At 40.8% G+C, this 19505-nt stretch carries 30 protein-coding genes; 10 read left to right on the top strand and 20 right to left on the bottom strand.

All coding sequences use genetic code 11. The features are described from left to right. Positions 1-176 precede the first annotated feature (176 nt). From ACE1CC_RS08465 to ACE1CC_RS08375, 19 genes are all read right to left on the bottom strand, one after another. Positions 177-854 (bottom strand): hypothetical protein, encoded by a 678-nt coding sequence (locus tag ACE1CC_RS08465; protein ID WP_413270030.1) that lies wholly within the window; start codon positions 852-854, stop codon positions 177-179. A gap of 309 nt (positions 855-1163) precedes the next feature. Further along, complete coding sequence (locus ACE1CC_RS08460) at positions 1164-1340, bottom strand: hypothetical protein (RefSeq protein WP_413270029.1); 177 nt, start codon at positions 1338-1340, stop codon at positions 1164-1166. 20 nt (positions 1341-1360) lie between these two features. Then, a complete protein-coding gene (locus tag ACE1CC_RS08455; RefSeq protein ID WP_413270028.1) occupies positions 1361-3253 on the bottom strand; it encodes a P-loop NTPase family protein in 1893 nt (630 codons plus the stop codon). A gap of 28 nt (positions 3254-3281) precedes the next feature. Further along, complete coding sequence (locus ACE1CC_RS08450) at positions 3282-3734, bottom strand: hypothetical protein (protein WP_413259886.1); 453 nt, start codon at positions 3732-3734, stop codon at positions 3282-3284. Next, the gene (locus ACE1CC_RS08445; protein WP_413270027.1) at positions 3718-4305 is read right to left on the bottom strand and encodes a hypothetical protein; all 588 of its coding nucleotides are present in this window, start codon (positions 4303-4305) and stop codon (positions 3718-3720) included. Before ACE1CC_RS08445 ends, ACE1CC_RS08450 begins: the two co-directional genes overlap by 17 nt. Positions 4306-4994: 689 nt before the next feature. After that, positions 4995-5993: a ParM/StbA family protein gene (locus ACE1CC_RS08440; protein WP_413270026.1), complete on the bottom strand. Its 999-nt coding sequence runs from the start codon at positions 5991-5993 to the stop codon at positions 4995-4997. An 84-nt stretch (positions 5994-6077) separates the two neighbouring features. Then, on the bottom strand, positions 6078-6308 hold the full coding sequence (locus ACE1CC_RS08435) for a hypothetical protein (RefSeq protein WP_413270025.1): 231 nt from the start codon (positions 6306-6308) through the stop codon (positions 6078-6080). Between the two features lie 70 nt (positions 6309-6378). Continuing rightward, positions 6379-6768, bottom strand: a complete 390-nt coding sequence (locus ACE1CC_RS08430) for a hypothetical protein (protein ID WP_413270024.1) — start codon at positions 6766-6768, stop codon at positions 6379-6381. Next, positions 6768-6986, bottom strand: coding sequence for a hypothetical protein (locus tag ACE1CC_RS08425; RefSeq protein ID WP_413270023.1), 219 nt, complete (start codon positions 6984-6986; stop codon positions 6768-6770). The genes ACE1CC_RS08430 and ACE1CC_RS08425 overlap by 1 nt, the downstream gene beginning before the upstream one ends. 16 nt (positions 6987-7002) lie before the next feature. Beyond that, on the bottom strand, positions 7003-7194 hold the full coding sequence (locus ACE1CC_RS08420; protein WP_413270022.1) for a hypothetical protein: 192 nt from the start codon (positions 7192-7194) through the stop codon (positions 7003-7005). Between the two features lie 176 nt (positions 7195-7370). Continuing rightward, positions 7371-8612, bottom strand: coding sequence for a terminase large subunit domain-containing protein (locus ACE1CC_RS08415; RefSeq protein WP_413270021.1), 1242 nt, complete (start codon positions 8610-8612; stop codon positions 7371-7373). Between the two features lie 98 nt (positions 8613-8710). Further along, positions 8711-9184: a hypothetical protein gene (locus ACE1CC_RS08410; RefSeq protein WP_413270020.1), complete on the bottom strand. Its 474-nt coding sequence runs from the start codon at positions 9182-9184 to the stop codon at positions 8711-8713. 13 nt (positions 9185-9197) lie between these two features. After that, on the bottom strand, positions 9198-9410 hold the full coding sequence (locus ACE1CC_RS08405) for a hypothetical protein (RefSeq protein ID WP_413259879.1): 213 nt from the start codon (positions 9408-9410) through the stop codon (positions 9198-9200). A 68-nt stretch (positions 9411-9478) separates the two neighbouring features. Further along, complete coding sequence (locus ACE1CC_RS08400) at positions 9479-9796, bottom strand: hypothetical protein (protein WP_413270019.1); 318 nt, start codon at positions 9794-9796, stop codon at positions 9479-9481. 67 nt (positions 9797-9863) lie between these two features. Next, positions 9864-10196, bottom strand: coding sequence for a hypothetical protein (locus ACE1CC_RS08395; RefSeq protein ID WP_413270018.1), 333 nt, complete (start codon positions 10194-10196; stop codon positions 9864-9866). Next, a complete protein-coding gene (locus ACE1CC_RS08390) occupies positions 10196-10582 on the bottom strand; it encodes a hypothetical protein (RefSeq protein WP_413270017.1) in 387 nt (128 codons plus the stop codon). The genes ACE1CC_RS08395 and ACE1CC_RS08390 overlap by 1 nt, the downstream gene beginning before the upstream one ends. A gap of 52 nt (positions 10583-10634) precedes the next feature. Continuing rightward, positions 10635-11174, bottom strand: a complete 540-nt coding sequence (locus ACE1CC_RS08385) for a hypothetical protein (protein ID WP_413270016.1) — start codon at positions 11172-11174, stop codon at positions 10635-10637. Positions 11175-11255: 81 nt separating this feature from the next. Next, entirely contained in the window at positions 11256-11873 is a 618-nt protein-coding gene (locus ACE1CC_RS08380; RefSeq protein ID WP_413270015.1) for a hypothetical protein, read from the bottom strand. 70 nt (positions 11874-11943) lie between these two features. Continuing rightward, positions 11944-12531 carry a hypothetical protein gene (locus tag ACE1CC_RS08375; protein WP_413270014.1) on the bottom strand — a complete coding sequence of 196 codons (588 nt, stop codon included), beginning with the start codon at positions 12529-12531 and terminating at the stop codon, positions 11944-11946. Positions 12532-12643: 112 nt separating this feature from the next. Between ACE1CC_RS08375 and ACE1CC_RS08370 the strand changes: the two genes are divergently transcribed. The 4 genes from ACE1CC_RS08370 (at position 12644) to ACE1CC_RS08355 (ending at position 14476) form a co-directional block, all read left to right on the top strand. Then, on the top strand, positions 12644-12961 hold the full coding sequence (locus ACE1CC_RS08370) for a hypothetical protein (protein WP_413270013.1): 318 nt from the start codon (positions 12644-12646) through the stop codon (positions 12959-12961). Positions 12962-13177: 216 nt separating this feature from the next. Further along, entirely contained in the window at positions 13178-13780 is a 603-nt protein-coding gene (locus ACE1CC_RS08365) for a hypothetical protein (protein ID WP_413270012.1), read from the top strand. A gap of 73 nt (positions 13781-13853) precedes the next feature. After that, on the top strand, positions 13854-14141 hold the full coding sequence (locus tag ACE1CC_RS08360) for a hypothetical protein (RefSeq protein ID WP_413270011.1): 288 nt from the start codon (positions 13854-13856) through the stop codon (positions 14139-14141). A 131-nt stretch (positions 14142-14272) separates the two neighbouring features. After that, entirely contained in the window at positions 14273-14476 is a 204-nt protein-coding gene (locus ACE1CC_RS08355) for a hypothetical protein (protein WP_413270010.1), read from the top strand. A 6-nt stretch (positions 14477-14482) separates the two neighbouring features. Here ACE1CC_RS08355 and ACE1CC_RS08350 read toward each other — a convergent pair whose 3' ends face one another. Beyond that, positions 14483-15160 carry a hypothetical protein gene (locus tag ACE1CC_RS08350; RefSeq protein WP_413270009.1) on the bottom strand — a complete coding sequence of 226 codons (678 nt, stop codon included), beginning with the start codon at positions 15158-15160 and terminating at the stop codon, positions 14483-14485. A 710-nt stretch (positions 15161-15870) separates the two neighbouring features. Between ACE1CC_RS08350 and ACE1CC_RS08345 the strand changes: the two genes are divergently transcribed. From ACE1CC_RS08345 to ACE1CC_RS08320, 6 genes are all read left to right on the top strand, one after another. Beyond that, the gene (locus tag ACE1CC_RS08345) at positions 15871-16371 is read left to right on the top strand and encodes a hypothetical protein (protein WP_413270008.1); all 501 of its coding nucleotides are present in this window, start codon (positions 15871-15873) and stop codon (positions 16369-16371) included. Between the two features lie 125 nt (positions 16372-16496). Next, a complete protein-coding gene (locus ACE1CC_RS08340) occupies positions 16497-16718 on the top strand; it encodes a hypothetical protein (RefSeq protein ID WP_413270007.1) in 222 nt (73 codons plus the stop codon). 86 nt (positions 16719-16804) lie between these two features. Beyond that, positions 16805-17767, top strand: coding sequence for a PIN domain-containing protein (locus tag ACE1CC_RS08335; protein ID WP_413270006.1), 963 nt, complete (start codon positions 16805-16807; stop codon positions 17765-17767). 117 nt (positions 17768-17884) lie between these two features. Next, positions 17885-18553, top strand: a complete 669-nt coding sequence (locus ACE1CC_RS08330; protein ID WP_413270005.1) for a DNA cytosine methyltransferase — start codon at positions 17885-17887, stop codon at positions 18551-18553. Positions 18554-18597: 44 nt separating this feature from the next. Then, the gene (locus ACE1CC_RS08325) at positions 18598-18822 is read left to right on the top strand and encodes a hypothetical protein (protein WP_413270004.1); all 225 of its coding nucleotides are present in this window, start codon (positions 18598-18600) and stop codon (positions 18820-18822) included. After that, the gene (locus ACE1CC_RS08320; protein WP_413270003.1) at positions 18816-19442 is read left to right on the top strand and encodes a deoxynucleoside kinase; all 627 of its coding nucleotides are present in this window, start codon (positions 18816-18818) and stop codon (positions 19440-19442) included. The genes ACE1CC_RS08325 and ACE1CC_RS08320 overlap by 7 nt, the downstream gene beginning before the upstream one ends. The last annotated feature ends 63 nt before the right edge of the window (positions 19443-19505 follow it).

The following is a 19505-nucleotide window of genomic DNA, read 5'->3' as shown; positions in this document are numbered from 1 at the left end:
CTGTGTGGCGTTGCCCTGTTCTCTATACTTCTTATTATGTACTGGTTAACTAGTTATGTCAACTAGTAAAAATAGTTTTAATATTCTGTAATATTCCCCCAAAGTTCCCTAGAAAAACTAAAAACTGCCCTATTTTTAAGGCAGTTAACTAGCTCTTAGTCGGTACTAGGTATAAGTTAGAAGTTGCTTAAAAATGCTTGACGTAAAGCCTCAGCAGTGGTTATCTTCTGTTGTCCTGGTTTATTTTTGTTGGGTGCAGGCGTACCAGTGCCATTAGGTAAAGACTGAGCAGGTAGGAAATGTTTACCAGCTTCGGTAGTTAAAAAAGCGTCTACCGCTTCTTGTAGAGTTTGCCCGTCAGCAGTATAGAAACTTCCGTCTTTCTCCAAAGCACCATTTTTAAACCTGTTGCTTAGTAACTCGATAACTACTGCTTTATGCAGTACAGGTTGCTTGTCTAAGGCAGTCAGCAGGGTATTGTCAAACCTCATTGATACAGCCTCAGCATCTCTACGTTTTTGTTCTTCTTTGGCTTTATTTAGCTCAGTCTCTAAGTTTTTCAGGCGGTTCTCTAAAGTCTTAACCAAAGCTTCTTTAGTATCCTGTTTGTCTTCTTTCGGCTGCTCTGGTTTCTTCTCAGGTTGCTTAGGTACTGAGTTGTTTTTCTCTAAAGTTTCCAGTCTAGCTGCCAAAGGTGTTATTAGTTCTGTCAGCTTGGTAGATAGTATCTCAGTTAGATCTTGGGTTTGTTTCTCAGCAGGCTTATTTTCTTGGCTATCCGGCTGAGTCTGTTGGCTATTCTCGATCGCCTCTTCAGTTTGGGTACTTTCAATATTTTGGTTTTCAGTGTCCATAGATAATAGTTTCTAGGTTATTGCTACTATTACCTAGTATTTCTGAGATTGGGTTAATATCACAGGTTAACTAGTGATGTTTGCATTTTTAAAGCAGCACTCGCTTTTAAGCGTCATCGAATACATCAGAAAGTCTGAAAGCCTTTGCTCAGTCTGACTGTTGTATTCTCGGCAATAAAAGGTCATCGTGCCGCTATCCATCACCATTATAACGTCATTGGTCAGTATTTGGTCAAAATATCGTGTTATTTGGTCATTTATTGTAATGGTCAGTATTACACAGATTTTGGTCAGTGTTATTACTATCTATCAGGTTTGAACTTTAAAGCCGTTTACAGTTAACAGGCGGTAAGTTACTAGAGCCTCTATGATGACATCTGTTTTACTTTTTCCAGTTACCTCTTGATAGTCCTGTAACCAGTCATTGAGATCTTTATCTATCCTAAATGAACAGGTAGACTTGTCTTTTTCTTTTTCCTTTTCCATTATTTTGTTACTCCCTGTTATTAAGTTTCAGGTAGTTCTAACATATTCCAAATGTTGCAACCTTCTTTATATTTCTTGCCTCCCATCTTCCAGATATTTTTTATTATCTCGCCTCGTTTCTCACCTTTAGCGATCGCATCTAAGGCTACTTGTTTAAGTTCTGTCTTAGTCCAACTTTTCCCGAAAGCCTCTATAGTCTCTTCAGAAACTAAAACACTATCATTAAGAGTTCTACTATCAGACTCAGCAGGAATATTTGTAAAGTGAACTTTGTTAACATCCGAAATGCTAGATCCAACTCCGTCATTTTTATTAGTTGTCAATTGAATATTATCAGGGTTATCAGAAATAACTGAGCGATCGGAAATATAAGAATCATTCTCAGAGCCATCATCGTTATCAGACTCAACAGCTACAAGCTTTGAGTTATCAGCGTTACTGTTATTAGTTACTGAGTTATTCATCACATTGCTTAGTCTGTCTGCAATAACTGAGGATGGTAACTCCTGTAACGTAGTATTGGTAATGGTTTCAGAGTTTAAGTTATTCTGTAATACTATAGTATTATCGGACGATGACCCCAAGGAATCGGAACCAACAGGCTCTTTTTGTGTTTTTATTCTGGCTACTTTTTGGGTGCTATTTCTAATACTTTGTAGGCTCTTAGTCGTACCACCTACTAGGCTATTTTGAGCTTTAGATCTCCAGTCTAAGCGAGTCTTAGAGAACTGTGTAATAGCCTCTTTCATTAGTTGATAAGGTGGTCTTTGAGCATAGTTTTCTTCCACCATACACGCCCATCTTTCCTCTAGTAGACGTTGGTAAAACTCAGGGTTAATGTCATTACTTTTCATCAACTCTTTAGCATATTGTTTAGCAAATGAACCTAAACGAATATATGTTAAAGACTCTCTGATTTCTCCCTTACCTTCGATACCTAAAAGCTTAACCGTCTGACCTTGAGCTAATAGCCAAAGTCTTATTTTTACTTTTCTTGCCTCTAAAATAAGCTTTTCCATTACGTGAGCTAAAAGCTTTTTCAAGGCAGAAGAAATAGCGGGTATTTCGTCAATGAACCATTCATGCTGCTCATAGTCTTCTATGCCTTGGTCGCGTAGTTTATAGCGCCGATCCATTTCTGCATAAATGGCTTTTAATACTTGTGAAACAGTAGGCGGTTTATCTAACCGATAGTTGACAATATCTTCATAGCTAACCTCTGGATCTTTCTCATCTCCGTAATACCTACCACCACCAAAAACACCATCAAAACCTTGCCAGTCATCCGGCTTAGTGTGAGGAGCAATAGCGTAACGTTTACCGCCATTTCCTGACATTAATAAGCCTAGATATTCAGCCAGTGTACTTTTACCATCCCCAGTAGCACCGACTATTAAAATATGTGGAAACTGGTCAGGATCTTGTCTGAATACATCAAAGTTAAAAGCATCTCTGTAAACAGGCTGTGGTGCTTGCTGCTGCATCATCATCTGCATTTCCATTGGGGTAGGCTTAACCCTTGGTGGTGGAAGTTGTAAAGATGCAAAATGTTTATTAGCTTCTAAAAGTGCTTTTTGTCTGTCATTTAGTTTTATTTTTGTCGGTAGTTGTCCAGCCGTTAAAGGTCTACTGGGGTTTATGCCAAATGGGTTTTTACGCTGTGATGCTACAATATAAGCATCAATAGTATTGTTGTCTAAACCGTAACCCTCAAGCTGTTCTCTGAGTTTTTGCTGTCTTTTTCTCTGTACGTAGCCAGAAGCCGCTGAGATGCCAGCTAAGGAAGTATAAGTAGTTTTAAATGGTTCTTTTTCATTCACTGACAAGCCAAGAAAACCTAGAGAAACAACTAGGCTTAGACCTGCAAAATGTTTATTTAGGACTGATCTAATACCTAGTTCTACTAAGTTCATCTGGGGCTATTTCCTATTTACTAAATGGTTACAAAATGGCGAATAAAATACCAGTGGCTATTAAGCAAAGTCGATAAGCGTAGAGTGTAGAGCCGACCTGTTCACCAGCTATTAAAACCAGATACAAAATGACCAAAATAGCAAAACCACCGATAAACAAAATAGGTATTAAAAGCTTTCCCGAAACGGCTGGTATGTAGGCGATCGCTAAATAAGCACAACGACTGATAAAGGCACTGGTACAAGTCCATACAACCGCGTCTTGTACATAGTCAAAAACTGTAGGCGGTACATTTAGATCGGATCTAAAAGCCTGTTGTAGTAGTTCTTGCGGATCTTCCTCTTCTTCCTCTTCCGGTATTTCACCAGGTAGGTGTAGCTGTCTAGATACCTCTGTGCCTGAGTATTCATCTTTGTAGCGGATCTGGACTACCTGATCTACATTTGTCCCGTCTTGGTTTTTCTTATTGGGGTTTACCATATTTTTCTTCCATTATCTTAAAAGCTTTGTACAGTGCTGTTCCCGGCTCTGCTGTGTACTCCTCTTCAGGCAACCCACCACCTAAAACCCAGTCATTCGGGGGCTGAAATACGCAGATAGTAGCCAAACGCCCGGATGGAGCCTTAAACTTGATGATCTTTTTGCAGGTGTCCGTATAGCCGATGTATGGGATAAATGGCTCAACTTGGTAATATTCCACATCTGGCTTAGGTTTTGGTGTGGCTTTAGCTTTTGGGTTTAATACTGGCTTATCGCGCTTAGGTTTAGATTGTTCCGGCTGCTCTGTCTGTTGAGTAGGCTGAGGTAAACTAGGTTGACTACCTCGATAACTTTGATAAAGTTTCCAGCCAACAGCTAGAAATATTGCTAGGCAGATAAAAGTTAATGAACCCCATGCTAACTTTTGACCTAGATCTATTTCTTGCAGTTGCTCATCAGTCAGACCTTTCTTTTTACCTTTGCCTTGTTTGTTAGGTTTTCCGTTGCTAGTTTTACTGTTTTGGTCTTGTTGATTTTCTAAGACTTCGTTATTTTTCTGTTTATTTGCCATATAAACGCCTCATTATTTTACAGGCTTTAAACATTACCGAACAACTGGCAAATGTGAGGTTTAAGGTAATAGCTACTAGTAGACTATTGAGAGTTATTTTCTGTAGTTGATGGCTGATAACTCTGCCCATTACTTATTAATATTGAGGTGACACTTAAAGCGAGAAGTAATGCAGAGAATAGGGCTATTTTTGAAAAGTCATTAACTAAGTTAAGCGGTTTATTCTTTCTGTGGCGTATTAGGTTAATGTTCAGTTTCATTGTGTTGGTAAGGGTAGAACCCAGACGGGCTTAGACATCTGGGCTATTTAGGTTTAGCTTAGTCTTCTCATCAGATCCCCAAATATCTGATCGGCTTGTAAAGGCATCTGTGAGGGCTGTACAGATGGTTTAGTTGTAGGTTCTGGTAGCCCTAGAAACATTTTTGGAGGCTCTGAAAAGTTTTCCGGGGGTGTCTCAGGAGGTTGAGAACTTTCTGGCGTTATCTCAGGGGGATTAACCTGCTCTGTAGGTTGGTTAGGTAAACTAGGGTTGCTTAGAAGGTCTGGAGTGAAGCCAATAGCTCTCTGATGGTTATTTATTGCTATGGGTACATAACTGTTTATCAGGACTCTTAACGCTTCAGTGTGCGATCGCAGTCCTAAGATCTGTCTATACCTGTCTAATAAGTTATATTCCTGCTCTCCTAGATCAAACCTGTATCGCTTGTTCTGTTTGGGCATTTACGATGTCCTCATTATTTTCTAAGATGCCCAAAAGGTTAGCATAGCGAGGATCTGGCATAGACAGAAACATTGGAGTATCAGCAACCAAGTCTTTAACTAATAGGCTTGATCCGCCCGTCAGAATAAAGCGGGTAATGTAGCCAAAATACGGGGCATATTCGGCTTGAACTTCTGCCAAAATGCTAGAAAACCAAGGCTTAAGATATTCCATGTAATAGTCTTTCCAGGTAACTGGTAAGCTGCCGTAATGTAGAGTACCGTTGGCAAGACCGTCCATGATCATAGATGGCAGTGGTCTACTGGGTAAAGCTGCTCTCAGTCTTCCATCAAAAGCAATGTTCTGAGCTAAGGCAAAAGCACCGCCCTTTTCATTTACTGTTGAGCCGATAATGTCCCCATCTTCATTGAAAAGCCTACTGATCCAAGTACCGCCACCAATGTCGATCAGGACTGTATAACCCTTGTCTGGAACCATGCCCAACTTCTTAGCGTGTAGGTAGCTTCCCAGACCTTCAGGCAATACTTTAACGTCTAGGACTCTGACTTCCATTGGTTCGCCGTTGTACTTAAACTCATGCTTACCGACTAAAGAAGCGCGATAACCTTGAGTAACCATTTCTGGCATAGGGTGAAACGTGGTGAGAAATACGCCATATTCGTTCCGTCCCATTAATGGGGGTAAGCAAGCAAATAAAGCGGGAATGATGCGATCTTGCTTATTTGCTAATACGGTAGGCTCATTACTGCGATATTCGTTAGCCTTAGCGCCGTAGTGGTATCGAATGCCCTGGTACTCAATAAGCGGTGAAGAAGGGCTAGACTTGTGAGCTACAGTACCCCAAGGAAGCTGAAAGCGTAAAGAGCGAATACTAGTAGGTTGAGATCCATTAAGGCTGTGTTTGATATCGTAGTTGCCAAAGTCAAAAATAAGTCTATGGTTTTGCTGTTGTTGTACATTGATCATGGTTCTCGTTGTTGTTAGTGTCGTTTAATAGGTTGATAAATATTTCTAGGGACTTATTGACATTGCCCTAGTTTAGGGTGGACTTTACCAGGGGTTTACTTTGCCAGTTAACCGTCTGTCATTGGCGTTAAACTCAGCCAATGCAAGAGATAGACCGCACGTAGGGATAGCAAATAACCACCCCCAGTCCCGATCGTTGTCGTTAGCTTCTAAGACTTCACCGGAATAATACCGACCTGCTACGCGGTCAAACTCTCCCATCCGATGACCATCCTCATCGTATCTAGCATCGGGGTTAAACCATTGAGTTACCATTGTGTTTTCTCCTTTAATGAATGTTCAACTTGCTTACTTAACAAGCCTAGTTAACTAGTTAAAGAGGATGTTAATAACGACCTTTACCGCCTCCATAGCCGCCTTGACGGTTTCCGTAGCCACCACCTTTATTAAAGCCGCCACTTTGACCACCATTGCCGCCTCTATTGAAGCCGCCGCCTTGACCACCTTGACCACCTTGACCACCGTAGCCACCACCGTAACCGCCGCTTGGTTCTTCATAGTCTGACAGGGACATCAGACCATAGCCCATAAGCGAAGCACCACAGGTAAAAGGAGCTAAGGCTAAAGACACACCGAAGTTCCAGTCATCTTGTCTTAGTTGGCTGTCAGAGTACCAGCCGTCCAAATGCCGCCACTCCCTCTCACCAGTTTGCTCGTTAAGACGGTATTGCCCGTATCCGTTCCCCATTTTGCCCATGTCTTCTGGTCTGGTCATTAATACCCCCTTTGTTGTTGTTGTCCAAACTGTTGACCTTGATCGATAGGGATGAATAGATCTAGCACCCCACTAACTCTCAGTTGCCCGTCTACTACTTGGGCATTTTGTATCTGAAACGTGGTTTGTTGCCGATCAAAGGGTTGACCTAAGCTTTGTTGATATCCACGTTGCTGGGAGTGTTGATAGCCCTTACCGTTTCCTTGTTGTTGATACATTTCACCTCAAATAAAGTTACAGCCCTAGCAGGCATAACCAAGCGTGAAGGAAGAGAGAAAGACCTAAAGTAAACGGCGCTAAGACAATGGCAATAACAAGGTTTAAGTTATCTCTAGCTATCTCATCTTTGGTATAGAAACCATCGGCATAATAAACGCCATCTTTTCTAGGCGCTTGCCCTTGCTGTTGCTTATTTATCTGTTGCATTGTTTTTAAAAACCTTTATGTGGTTTTATCTTTCTCTGTGGCTCACTTCTTTAATATAACTACTTTTTGGTCAGTTTTACCACGTTTTTATGACCAAAATGGTCAGTATTTTTAACCTTTTTTGGAACCCTTGCAGGCAGCGGAGCTTAACCGATGAGTTAGTTCGATAGATATTTTTATTGAGTATTTGTACCTGTAGGAACAGCAAGCGCGTAGCGTATCGCATCGATTAGGTGATCGTTCTGTCCTTCAGCCGGAATATCTAGAATAGTCCCGTCTTTAGCCGTTTTCCGGTGATAGCTCATCATTAGCTCATACGCATCTTTACCAGATACATAACCCTTAGCATTACTCGTTATTGCAGTCGGAAACAGTAGCTTACGCTGATAAATAAGGCTGTGTACTTGGTTGATACCTTCAGCGATCGCGTTAAAACCTGCTACCGTCTGCTGTAGTCCTCTTACGCTATTTTGAGCGCCCATAGTACGCATTCTTAATATAGATGCTGGTCTTGAGGGGTCACAGTAGGTTATATGGACATTCCAACGACTTGCTAAACGTAGAGCTTGACTGTCAAAAGTAGGCTCTGGTACTACTTGACCTGTGTTGTTTTGCCAACCTTCTAAGTAGTACCAGACACCGTTATTGCGTCCTATTACGACTATTGCGGGGTTAATGTCTCCCCAATCGCAACCCATAACCACCAAGTCAAAACTATTAGGAACATAGTTAACTAGGTTTTCTTCTGAAAGTTCGGTGTAAAACTGGTTATCAAATGATAAAAATGAGGCTTCGTACTCTTGCCTAAATAGTTTGGGAGGTAGTCTAAGTCTAGCCGCTTGTATTTCTGCCCTTGGTATTGTTGGATTAGTAGATGTAGGCATATTAAAAGAGGCGTACTCATCAGGCAATTTCTCACACATTTGAAACATTTCATATAAGGTATTTTTCTTACCTTTTGGTGTACCTGTGATTAATGCCCTACTACCTTTTGTGTCTGACATTGCAGGTAAAACAACAGTCTCAAAAATTCCTGATTTCCAATCTTGGTACTCATCGCATAATATAAAATATACTCTTAAACCTCTTAAGCGATCGCCATTTTGGTCATTAGCGCCGCTAACAATAATACTCGGTTTACTGCCTTTAAAGTCGATTCGATATTCGCTTTTATTAATGTTTTTAACTACATGGAATAACTCAGTTTCAGCTAAGTTAACCAAAGGTTGCCAAAGCACTTTTTTAGCCTGTTGTAATGTGGGTAAAACTCCTAATACGACTTCTGGGGACTCTAAACTAGTCTTACCTTGAAATGATAAAGTTCTTACTAATAACTCATAGGTAGCCAACCTAGTCTTGCCAAACCTACGTCCTGCTACTAAAGTCCTGATTCTATGAGGATCGTTAAATACCCTCATTTGTCCTGAATGCAGCCTTATTTCCACATCAAAAACACCCTAGAAACTTATCATCTCTAAGGTGTTTATTGAGAGGGATTTTTTAACTTTTTAACTTTTTAAGCTGCTTTAGATAATAGCAAGTTGATCTTAGTTTTTAACTCCGTTACTTCTTCATAAGCATTTAGTCTGTCCAAAACGCCTAAAGCTCTTTTTAACTGAGAGATGTCAGCATCAGGCATGATCGGCTTCATTGTCTTGAGTTCATCTGATGTCAGTCTTAAAGTTCTAGTCATCTTGTTGAGTCGTTCCGAAATGGCTTGATGATAGCCTGGTAACTCTGAGTTGATAGCCTGCAACTCTAAGGCAATACTGTCTAAACGTCTTGCATAACTCTGGTAGATCTCAGAAGACTTATTTGGGTTAACTGGCTCTGTGTTGGCTGCTAGAGCGTCACAGGCTGCAACATAAGCAACTCTGAGGTGATGACGGACTAGGAAAAAGTCTGGAGTATCTAAGGTATTGATAGCGGTGCGGATAGCGGTAAAAACTGAGTTAATGACCTGTTCTTTCAACCGATAAGTTAATGCCATTAAACTAAACTCCTTATTTCATGGGATCTGTAGTGGTCAATGCCTGAAGTCCTAAGACGATGTTGCAGCACTTGATCCGGGCTGTATCGACTTCTTTTAAAACCTTTTTACCTGAATAGTCCTCACCTTCTAAGATCGCCGCTTCCTGATCTTGGATCATTTCAGTCTGCAACGAAGTTAATAAACTTACTACTTGCCTCAAAGTAGCGATCTGTTTTTCATACATTTCCTTACTAGTCCTATTTTTTCTATATACCACTATTTTATCTATGATAACCTACTATGTCAACCAGTTTAACGGTTTTCTTCCTCAAGTGGCAGAACATTCACGGTAAAACTAACATCTGTCTCAGTTTGGGTATCGTTGGCTCTGTTCATCGCATCTTGGAATATTTGGAACTGAAGCGCGATACAACGGGCTGCTATTTCGGGGTACTTCTCCAATAGATCGACCTTGCCAGTCTCCGATCGCGTGGCTACTTTTTCCTGTTCCCAACCTGCGATCGACTGTAGGCGTATTTGCTCCAGTTTGGCAGCTAAACCTACATGGTTAACACCTAGTTCTGATAGTTCTGACAATATTGCTTGAAAGTTTGGTTTTTCTGTAGTCATGATAATAACGCCTTAAGGTTTAAAAAATATCTCATCCCTAAGACGTTATTGATATTTTCCTAGTTAACTAGTTTTTATCTTGTTCTTTGTAATGTTCTAATAGTTGTAAAATACTGCTGTGAGCTTCTAAAGAATACCCAGAGCTAGAGGGTAGTTTACCGTAGTCTTCAGCTACCTTTGACAGTTTTCTAACTACTTCAGCGTTACTTAACCCCTTTTTATTTCTGGTTTTCCTGTCTTCAGGTCTAACAGTTTCTACTAAGTAACCGCTCACGCTTCCTGATAGTAAAGCTACCGCTAAATGTCCGAAATCCTCAGAAGCTAACCAAGCGGGGAACCCGATAAATAAACCAGCTAGAGCGCCTACAGAAACAGAGTAAATAGTTTTTTCTTCTTTCATTATTTCTGGTAAAACTCTATTTTGTTACCGTCACCGTTGATCTCATCAATGTGAATATTTGTTGTATTGTTGTGTCTATTCATGTTTCCCATTGAAACCAGTAACGATCCGATACCAACAACCATCAAAATATAGACTAGGGCTGTCTTTTTGTCCCCTACATTGATAGACGAAGAAGAGGAAGAGTAAGAGCTATCATCTGAGTAGTTACTGTCAGAACTATCTGAAACATAATAACCAGACTCGTAAGGTGTACTATCATCGTTAATATTTGAGTCTGACGAACGACTATAAGATGAACTGCTACCAGATGAGATAAACCCGCTATTACTACTATCATCCCAAGTTTCCCAACTTTCTTTGATGTGTCGAGTACGTCTAGCCATTGGTTAACCTTCTTTCAACTTCTTTAAAGCTAACACTGGTAAACCAGTAATGTCAACTTGCTAAAAGAGTTTTTTCCTGTTTATTTTTGAAGTTTGCTACAGAGGACTTTTTAGGCATTAATACACCTAGCAGGTTAACCAGTGCAACTGATAACAACAGAAATAAAGGTAGCTTTAAAGGCTCTGGTTTATCCTCAGCTTCTCTTTCATCCGGGCTGTAAAACAAGGCTGTTACGCCGTTGTCATCCGACACAGAAGCAACCTCTGTCAAATAGTCCATCATCAGATCGTCAGTTGCGGTCTGATAGCGGGTAAGTTGGTTGATGGAATGACGCGATCGATGTTGGGTATTTTCGTAAACACCTATCAGTTTAGGTAATAAACTTAACACTTCTTCAGTACAGCCATAGTCATCTAAAAGAGATCTCACCAATGAGGTAGCAACCGGATCGGTAGCCTGACGACCATAGAGCATTTGAAACTTTGCTTGTACTGCACTATGAGAGATGCCAACTTGACGAGCGATCGTTCTCAAAGACTTACCCTTGAGCCATTCTAGGTACTGCTCTTGTATTTCTGCTTTCGTTTTCATGACAAAACCTGTGTAGCATTAGTAACTTTACTTTTTCCTAAATACTAACACAGGTTAACCTGCTATGTGTTGCAATATCTTTTAGTTAGTGCTATGGCGTACTATAGCTCTCTTTGGTAGCTTCCTTAAGTCCTCTACGATGTTCTCTAACTCTTGTCTGAGTATGTAAGTGTGACTTTCTAGCGATATTTGCGGTACTACCCCTAACCGCTCAAAATGCCGAATATCAGTGAGGATCTGGGGACGTTCTAACCCTGGTATTAACTGGGGTTTTTCGTAGATGTAAATGCTATAGGCTAGGCTAATAAGCTTTGATAAGTGGTAATGATGCCCTATCTCTTCCAAGTCGTTTAAAACGTCAAACCGCTTAGGCTTATTCTCTGACACTTTACGAGGTAGGTATTTTTGATACTCTTCTACCCATTGGACTAAATGCCAGTTTGTCTCTAGGCTTAACCTTTCGATCTCTTTCCGCACCGTTAACCACTCAGCGCCCACAACGAGAAAGTTGCTCAGGCTGATCGATAAGTCAATACCGAGCGTTTCTTGAGCCTCTTTCAACTGTCGCTTTATCTCTTCCAGACTAGGACTAGCTGAGGTATCAAAACCGAAAATGTGCCAAGCCCTTACCAGCCAGTTAGCCTTAAATGTTTCTGTCGCTGTGTTGAAGTTAATGCCTGAAAGTCTTGTGTAGAGCATGAGTTAATGTCTTTGGTTCTTATGGTGCTGTTCTTTTATGTTAACATACTATGTTAACTAGTTAAATGGTTTATTTTTCTGCTGTTGCGGCTGTTAAGTCACTCACGATCTTTAAAAGTTCTATTTGTAATGTAGAGGGTGACTGGTTAAGTTTTGGGTGAACTGTTACGCCTTTATTGATGAAAAAGGTTAAATGCTCTCTCAATGTTGCGACATCCATTATATTAACTAAGATGCTATGTTGTAAGTTCTTTTCTTCCACATAACTAGTTAACTGTCTCAAGTAGAAATATTGCCCTATTTCTTCCAGTTGATCGAGTGCAGGAAACCGGGGGCTATTGATGTTATTCGCTTTATCTTCCTCTGACAAAATACTTTTGTAATAGAGATAGCTATCGTGAAAGTTTGAGTAAAAAACTTTGTGCCACTCTACACGACTTGCCATGTATTCAATATCATCGACTATTCGCTTCCATTGCAGTTTTAAGTGTTCTGTAGAAGCAGATAAGTTAACCTTGGTTTCTACTCTTTCTCTGATATCTCTTAGCTTATTTTTCAAAGTATCGCGGTCTAAGTTTTGGTAGTCAATGTTAGCTACTAAACGCCAGCTTTTCATGACATCTGTAGCTTTCCTTTTATTCACTGCCTGTAAGACCATTTAAAACCCTCTTGGTGATTTATCCTATGCTAACAATGCTAACTAGCCATGTCAACTAGTACAACTACACTTTAGTAATGAACTATCAAGACTTACAGAAGGGTTTAAAAATATGGACTTGGCGATCGGTAGAAGCTATCGCTTAAAGGCTGAAGGTGTAGAGGTGCGATATCTGGGGACTATCTTAGGTTTACCAGCCTTCAGACGCTTGAATAACGGTATGGACATTAGGATCGATCCTGAGCTTTTAAACGAGCAACTAACGCCTATGGATATTGATACTCAACCCATCCCCGATCAGTTAGTTGCTACTCCAGACGAACAAGCCGAAAAGCTAGATGCTCAAGAGGAAACCGTACAAACTGAAGTACAAGCGCCATCAGTCGTTAAGAAGCAACCCAGAGTGTCTAAAAATGTAGTTTCTGAGTAACAAAAACACCTTAGTAGGGATGTCATAGGTAACAGCAATGGAGTTTAAATACATCCCTACTGAGTGCTATTTTGTGCCTGAGATCCACAAGGTTAAATACATCGGATCTAGGGAAGGTTTACAGTTTTTTGAAATGCAGTCAGGACGCATTTTTTCACTGCCTAAAGAACTGGTGAAAGACAGCGTATTTATGTCTTCTCCAAGTGAGGTTAAATAATGGCGCTTGATGGAAAACGCCTACTAAAATACATGGCATTCAAGGGGTACGAGATCGAACCTTGGAACATTGTATATATTGAAGACTGCGATCCTGATACTTGGCAACCTATAGTAGGCAGACTTGATAAATGGGATGATGCCCGATCGGTAGTCACTAATGAGGGCATTGTACTTTTTAGTAATATTGCAACCTCAGAGCCGGGGGAGTTTTACACAAACCGACCGCTTAACCCGAATGGCGCTGCACGTATCGCTTTAATGCAGCATAAGGATGCTTGGGCGTTAGGCGATCATAAAGGTCAACCCGCTTTAGTCCAAGTTGGCAACTTAAAGATCCATCGTGACCTTAACCAGGACGGGTTACGCATTGGCGATCCTATTTTTACTGGTGATGGTTACGGCATTAACCAGCATTCTACAAGTCCAAGTTTTAGTAATAACTCTGTTGGTAAGTGGTCAGCAGGCTGCTTAGTTGGCAAGTTTTACTCTAGCCACTTGAACTTTATCGAGTTGTGCCGTGAAATACAGCGAAAAACTGGTAAAAAACGCTTTACCTCTACCATTATCGATGCCTCAGACTTTGCCAAGTTTACAGGCTAAATATTGAAAGCCCTTGTGGTAGTTCATCTATCCAAGGGCATACTTAAACGTTATATATTGAGTTGTTTCTATCATGACAGAAGAAAATATTAACTGCAACAGCGAACAGCCAGAGCAGACCTTTATTGCAGAAATGCCAGCAACTAATGAGCAGGTAGCAGTCAAGCATACTGAAGCACAACCAAACTACGGGTTAGTACGTATTGAAGCTATTAGAGCCGCTTTGGTGGGTATTGCGATCGCCGGGGCTATCTTTCTGGGTATCCGCTACCCTGAACACTACGCACAGGCTGTCTCAGTTACTCTATCTGCTGTGACTGGTGGGTACTTCGGACTAGCACAACAGCGAGGTGAGCGTTAGTGTTTATTGGTTTTGGTTTTGGCAGTATTTCAGGTATCGCTAAACAAGTAACCGGATCTGTATCAGGTATCCGAAAGGTTTTAGACCTTAACCCTCAGATATCGCCTTTTAAGTTTCCTCCACAGGTTAACATGGGTATTCAACTGTTAAACCAAGTAGGGATCAAAGTGCCTACCCCAGACGAACTGATCGGACTGGCACAAGGCAAAATAGACATGGTTTTAAAAGGCGTTAGACGACCTATACTAGACGCTCTTGGTAAAGTTGAGGGCGATCTATTGGGTAAGTTAGGCGGTGTCGAAGGCATTTTAAGCCAGATAGACTGGTTACTCTGAGGTAACTTACCACTTACCCGGAAAATGGGGCAAAGTGCTACAAGGAACTGTACTCATGAGGCTGTTACGCTTGTAAAAGCCGTTATCCTCATTGTTACGAATAGCGCCGCCTACTTTTGCTTGCCTCATTTCATACCAAGGGGTTAACTCTCTGATCGGATCTACCCACTTTAAAAAACTTCTTTTAATATCGGGTAAACCATAACTAGAAGCCCATTCGTTAAACTTTTCGATGTACTGTTGCCAGTATTTAACCCGCCCGTGTACGCGGTTTTTCGCGTCCTGTAACATTTCTTTGGCTGTCTTAGCTGGTTTGGCTAAGTCCTTATAAAACATTAGTTCACCTGACTTGTTGCGGTATGCCATCCCTTTAAGTTGTTTGACAGCATCCTTAGCGTCTTTGAATGATGACCGGATACTACCTCTACCGTAGAAAGGTCTACCACTAGGGGACTTTTGAGGTTTTGCTGTTGCAGGCTCGATTTCTTTTTGAATATTTCTATAACTGTTTAAAAAAGTTTCAATGTTGCTAACAATGCTATTGAAAACTTCTGCTTTATCTATAAACCTTTCTGCTAGTTTTTGATACTTTTTAGCAAAAAATGCTAGTTTTTCCGGGTTTTTCCTTGCTTGTACAACCTCTCTAGGGCAACCTTTCCACCACCAGTTAATATTTGATGTCATAGTATCCCTCTTATTTGCTTAAATATTGTTCTAAAATAAAGAAATATTCCTGATAGTTACTAGACCAACTTAACAACTACCAGGTATCTCTAAAGCCAAAAAGTTTAAGCCTTCTTAGGGCATCTTGTTCAGTCTTCAGCTTGGCTAACCACGCCTTAACCATGCTTGGACTTTATTAGATGCCCTATTGGGCTATGAAACCTTATCATTGCTGAGTTATCAGCCGTCTACTTAGAGGCGTGGTCATCGTTTCCGACCTTACCTCAGCTACTTTCAGGTTTTGTCAAGGTTCTGTGTGGTTTATAGTCTCACTCGACTTTTAGCTTGAAAGCTCTCATGTAGTTTCAGGCTCATCACCTTTCACTCATGCCGTAGTAGCTAGTTGATGGTTTAGGAGTTACAAACCGCGTTTATACCTAGCTCTCTTGCAACAGTGGCTTTAGTCGTCAGTTACCGTTGGCAGATCCAATGCGTTTCATTCGACGGTGGTCTGTGCTAGGGAGTACCAGTCCCTCTGTTGCCTTACATTTACCATGTTATACGGGATGACCTACCTTGTCAACCTGTATAAGAATATTTTTAGTATCATATCTTAGTGATACAAAGTTTACTCATGCCTTGTATGGTGTACAGGTTGACATAACAGGTTTTATGAAAGTAGAATAATATCTAAATATATTAAAACTTTCATAGAGAGGGAACATTTTTAAATGCAAGTAGTCTTAAACCAGTTAAACCGAAGCAAGGACAGCAGTAATGAGGTTCATTATTTAGAGTTAATACCTAAAAAACAAATACTTAAGCTTTTAGTTGCGGCTTTAGCTCAACCCGCACAATATGCCTTAGCCTTAGCAGACGACTTAAGCCCTGTAGAAGAAAATACACCCGCAAAAGATATGATAACTCTATCTGAATGGCTAGAAAGCAAGGGTTTAGAACTGGAACGATCGGAAAAGCACAAGTTAGCTTTGTTACTATCCAGACTCTACAAAGAAAAAACTGGTAGTACTCCCAGAGTGATCACCCGTCCAGATAGCCGGGGTAAATGGCTCAAGAAAGCTAATGGTTTTACTCAGGAAGAAACACCTATTTTGCAAGAAGCTTTAAACGAGGTCATACCAGACTGGAAAAGTCGATCGACTCTTGCTACTCCTTCTAGAAGAAACACCAAAAGTAAGACGACAAAAGCAACAACTACCAGCAAAGGATAACTTTAAAAGCAGAGTAGTACTATGATGTCACATTTTTATAAGTGGCACGGGTTAGAACTGTCACACATACAGGTTAACCCGTGTTATTATGAAACAAACGTTATATATTACGAGTGCTAACTAAAATGCAAACTACTATATCCCACTGGTTTACTCTGGGGTTAAAAAGAGCTTTTGGCAAAATAGCGAGTATTGATAAAAAGTTGAAAGAGGCTGATGATATTGATGAGATGCTACTACTTGCTTGTGAGCGGTTAAACTGGGCAGAGTCAGCCGATCATATCTTTTTAACAAAAGAAGCGGATGTAGAAACTATTACAGCCGAAGTTGTCAGCCTACAAAACTGATATGGGAGAACTATTACACTGGTTGACATGGTATGTTAAACAAGTTAATGTTAGGGTACAACACCAAGACATTAACCCATTTTTCTATGCAAAAAACCAGGCATACAACAGTAGTATTCGACTATTCAGTTTTCTGTCATCAACTACACGCGATCGTAGGTAATGCAGATATCCCAAAAAAGCATTATTTAGGCGTTATTAAAGCTCAGTTAGTGCAGGTTTTATCGCAAGAATATTTAGGTGTTTTAAAGCCTAACGAAAAGTTTCAGACCGTATTTTGTGTAGACTCAAAACCTTATTGGAGAACAGAGTATTTATTAAGACCTGAAGTGTGGGAAAAGGTAGAGAGGTATGGAAAAAAGGGTAAACTTTTAGAACCTCAACCGATACATTACAAAGCTGGTAGAAAGTTTCCTGAATACACTTTTACTAAGTTAAAAAACAAGATGCTAGAGGTTATTCAAAACCAAGGATGGTCAGTGATGGCTGGTCAAGGTTTTGAAGCTGATGATATGGCAGCTTGTATAGTTATGTGTAACAGGATATTACCGCCTGAAAAACAGCACAGGTTGATATTAGTTACAGTCGATACTGACTGGTTAGGTCTGTTGGACAATAACACCGAATGGTTTTGTATGAAGGGCTGGTTTCCTAGAGTTAGGATGACTCTGGACGATCTAAACCATTGGTCACACAAACGGCTAGGAACTTATTTTGATATGCCTGCTGAGTTATGGGGACATAAAGCGGTATTCGGGGATAAGTCCGATAACTTACCGCCTAATAGTCCCTTGGAGGTGATCGACTTGTGTGAACCGCCTGCTGAGTTTTGCTCTTGGGAACTTTCTGCAACGAGAAATAAAGCTATGCAGTTTTTACAGTATCCGGCTGATCACAGCGAGAAATACTTTACAGACTCAGCTAGTCGCTATCTGATGCAGCTTGGAATGCCAAAGGCTATCAGACCTTTAGACGTTGGTAAAGACTGCCTACCAGCGTTACAAAGTCAGTTAGGCTATTACCCAGAGTTGGAACTACTGACAGCTTAAGCGCGGTTAACCCTGGTTTTGTCTGGGGTTGAGCCATTTGTAACTGAATGCAAGTAACTAGTTGACATAGTTAGTAAACATATATAATAATGGAAACAACAGAACATTGATAACTAAATGAAACTTTTGGATCTGTTTTGCGGCGCTGGCGGGGCTGCTGTTGGTTACGATCGCTCTGGTCTAGTCTCAGAAATACACGGCGTTGATATCGTGCCACAGCCAAGATACCCATTCAGGTTTTACCAATACGACGCGATCGAGTTTCTAAAGCGGTACGGGCATCAGTACGACATTATTCACGCTTCACCGCCTTGTCAGAGGTTTAGTAGTGCATCGGGTAAGCACAAAGAAAAACACCCAGACTTACTGACACCGACTAAGGAAGTGCTGAAAAAACTGGGAAAACCCTACATTATTGAGAACGTACCAGGAGCGCCGTTAGAAAACCCTGTGATGCTTTGTGGTTCTATGTTTGGGTTAAAAGTCTATCGCCATCGGCTTTTTGAGGTTTACCCAGAGATCGAAGCGCCGTTGCACTTTCCCCATAATGACCGATCGCCGGGGGCTAATAAAGGGCTATCGCCTAAAGGTTTTGTTTGTGTGGTAGGGCATAGAGCCGGGATACAGCCAGCAAAAGGCGTTACTAAGGAATATGTAGAGGCTGCTATGGGTATTAACTGGATGTCAGCAACAGAACTGAGTCAGGCGATACCTCCGAAGTTTACTCAATACATCGGAGAACAACTTAAGAAAAAACTAGTTATACTAGTTGACATGGCTAGTTAACTAAAAGTAATATTAAACCATGAAACAGCGATAAACCTTGATAAATGAATAACACAGAAAAGCCCAAACTTGAGTTAGAGGTTGCTTACAACCTGCTGATCAAGGATAGCAAAGTACCTAACGAGGTCTTAGTTTATCCCACTCGCATAGAAACCGATCGCATCGTTGAAAATGTGATGGTTCCATTTTTCAAAGAGTCTGATGTACTCGTTGCACATTGCTGCACGATGCCTAATACAAACAAAGTACAGAGGTTAAGCCCTTGGTAAAACCCTTAAGTATCGGCATTACTGGCGTTATGGGTACTGGTAAAAGTACCTTGGGAGTGAAGTTAAGCAGAGAGTTAGGGTTAACCTACCATGTAGAACCCTTCGAGTTAAACCCTTGGATAGTCCACAGCTTAACCACTCCAGAGCCATCAGAGTCTAACTTTGACTGCCAAGCTGTAGCAATAACTTTAGGATGGCAGAACGTTTATAAAGTATCGCGCTTGGGTGGTATGGTTGACGCGCCTTTTATGGGTGAGTCTGTTTTTACGCCTACGATGTACCAGTTAGGACAGTTAAACGATGCACAATACGAAAGTTTACTGCTTATAGCGGATAACTTGCCAAAAGTGCGGTTAGATGTCCTTATTTGCTTGAAGGCTGCTGTTAGCACCATGCTATACAGAATAGCTTGCCGGGGTAGAAGTTTTGAGAGTGAGGTATCAACTGAGTACCTGCACGCTTTGAAAACAGCTTACGATCATTGGGTTGAGTACGCAGCCTATAAAATGGCTACGGATACTCTAGTAATAAATACTGATGAACTAGAAGCTGAGGAAGTTTTAGAAAGTTCTCTAAAATGGTTGGCAATCACAGGTCAACCTGCTATGATAAGGGTATAAGGCAAAGAGAAGCCTGATAAACCTGAAACCAAGACATAAAAAGACTTACAACACTTAAGGAAC

This window comes from Floridaenema aerugineum BLCC-F46 (assembly GCF_041929345.1).
Lineage (GTDB): Bacteria > Cyanobacteriota > Cyanobacteriia > Cyanobacteriales > Aerosakkonemataceae > Floridanema > Floridanema aerugineum.
This window is presented reverse-complemented; position numbering and strand designations above follow the sequence as displayed.

Bases quoted from the DNA above. Each gene is read 5' to 3' on its own strand.
- ACE1CC_RS08465 (WP_413270030.1), bottom strand. From the start codon at position 854: ATGGACACTGAAAACCAAAATATTGAAAGTACCCAAACTGAAGAGGCG.
- ACE1CC_RS08460 (WP_413270029.1), bottom strand. From the start codon at position 1,340: ATGGAAAAGGAAAAAGAAAAAGACAAGTCTACCTGTTCATTTAGGATA.
- ACE1CC_RS08455 (WP_413270028.1), bottom strand. From the start codon at position 3,253: ATGAACTTAGTAGAACTAGGTATTAGATCAGTCCTAAATAAACATTTT.
- ACE1CC_RS08450 (WP_413259886.1), bottom strand. From the start codon at position 3,734: ATGGTAAACCCCAATAAGAAAAACCAAGACGGGACAAATGTAGATCAG.
- ACE1CC_RS08445 (WP_413270027.1), bottom strand. From the start codon at position 4,305: ATGGCAAATAAACAGAAAAATAACGAAGTCTTAGAAAATCAACAAGAC.
- ACE1CC_RS08440 (WP_413270026.1), bottom strand. From the start codon at position 5,993: ATGATCAATGTACAACAACAGCAAAACCATAGACTTATTTTTGACTTT.
- ACE1CC_RS08435 (WP_413270025.1), bottom strand. From the start codon at position 6,308: ATGGTAACTCAATGGTTTAACCCCGATGCTAGATACGATGAGGATGGT.
- ACE1CC_RS08430 (WP_413270024.1), bottom strand. From the start codon at position 6,768: ATGACCAGACCAGAAGACATGGGCAAAATGGGGAACGGATACGGGCAA.
- ACE1CC_RS08425 (WP_413270023.1), bottom strand. From the start codon at position 6,986: ATGTATCAACAACAAGGAAACGGTAAGGGCTATCAACACTCCCAGCAA.
- ACE1CC_RS08420 (WP_413270022.1), bottom strand. From the start codon at position 7,194: ATGCAACAGATAAATAAGCAACAGCAAGGGCAAGCGCCTAGAAAAGAT.
- ACE1CC_RS08415 (WP_413270021.1), bottom strand. From the start codon at position 8,612: ATGAGGGTATTTAACGATCCTCATAGAATCAGGACTTTAGTAGCAGGA.
- ACE1CC_RS08410 (WP_413270020.1), bottom strand. From the start codon at position 9,184: ATGGCATTAACTTATCGGTTGAAAGAACAGGTCATTAACTCAGTTTTT.
- ACE1CC_RS08405 (WP_413259879.1), bottom strand. From the start codon at position 9,410: ATGTATGAAAAACAGATCGCTACTTTGAGGCAAGTAGTAAGTTTATTA.
- ACE1CC_RS08400 (WP_413270019.1), bottom strand. From the start codon at position 9,796: ATGACTACAGAAAAACCAAACTTTCAAGCAATATTGTCAGAACTATCA.
- ACE1CC_RS08395 (WP_413270018.1), bottom strand. From the start codon at position 10,196: ATGAAAGAAGAAAAAACTATTTACTCTGTTTCTGTAGGCGCTCTAGCT.
- ACE1CC_RS08390 (WP_413270017.1), bottom strand. From the start codon at position 10,582: ATGGCTAGACGTACTCGACACATCAAAGAAAGTTGGGAAACTTGGGAT.
- ACE1CC_RS08385 (WP_413270016.1), bottom strand. From the start codon at position 11,174: ATGAAAACGAAAGCAGAAATACAAGAGCAGTACCTAGAATGGCTCAAG.
- ACE1CC_RS08380 (WP_413270015.1), bottom strand. From the start codon at position 11,873: ATGCTCTACACAAGACTTTCAGGCATTAACTTCAACACAGCGACAGAA.
- ACE1CC_RS08375 (WP_413270014.1), bottom strand. From the start codon at position 12,531: ATGGTCTTACAGGCAGTGAATAAAAGGAAAGCTACAGATGTCATGAAA.
- ACE1CC_RS08370 (WP_413270013.1), top strand. From the start codon at position 12,644: ATGGACTTGGCGATCGGTAGAAGCTATCGCTTAAAGGCTGAAGGTGTA.
- ACE1CC_RS08365 (WP_413270012.1), top strand. From the start codon at position 13,178: ATGGCGCTTGATGGAAAACGCCTACTAAAATACATGGCATTCAAGGGG.
- ACE1CC_RS08360 (WP_413270011.1), top strand. From the start codon at position 13,854: ATGACAGAAGAAAATATTAACTGCAACAGCGAACAGCCAGAGCAGACC.
- ACE1CC_RS08355 (WP_413270010.1), top strand. From the start codon at position 14,273: ATGGGTATTCAACTGTTAAACCAAGTAGGGATCAAAGTGCCTACCCCA.
- ACE1CC_RS08350 (WP_413270009.1), bottom strand. From the start codon at position 15,160: ATGACATCAAATATTAACTGGTGGTGGAAAGGTTGCCCTAGAGAGGTT.
- ACE1CC_RS08345 (WP_413270008.1), top strand. From the start codon at position 15,871: ATGCAAGTAGTCTTAAACCAGTTAAACCGAAGCAAGGACAGCAGTAAT.
- ACE1CC_RS08340 (WP_413270007.1), top strand. From the start codon at position 16,497: ATGCAAACTACTATATCCCACTGGTTTACTCTGGGGTTAAAAAGAGCT.
- ACE1CC_RS08335 (WP_413270006.1), top strand. From the start codon at position 16,805: ATGCAAAAAACCAGGCATACAACAGTAGTATTCGACTATTCAGTTTTC.
- ACE1CC_RS08330 (WP_413270005.1), top strand. From the start codon at position 17,885: ATGAAACTTTTGGATCTGTTTTGCGGCGCTGGCGGGGCTGCTGTTGGT.
- ACE1CC_RS08325 (WP_413270004.1), top strand. From the start codon at position 18,598: ATGAATAACACAGAAAAGCCCAAACTTGAGTTAGAGGTTGCTTACAAC.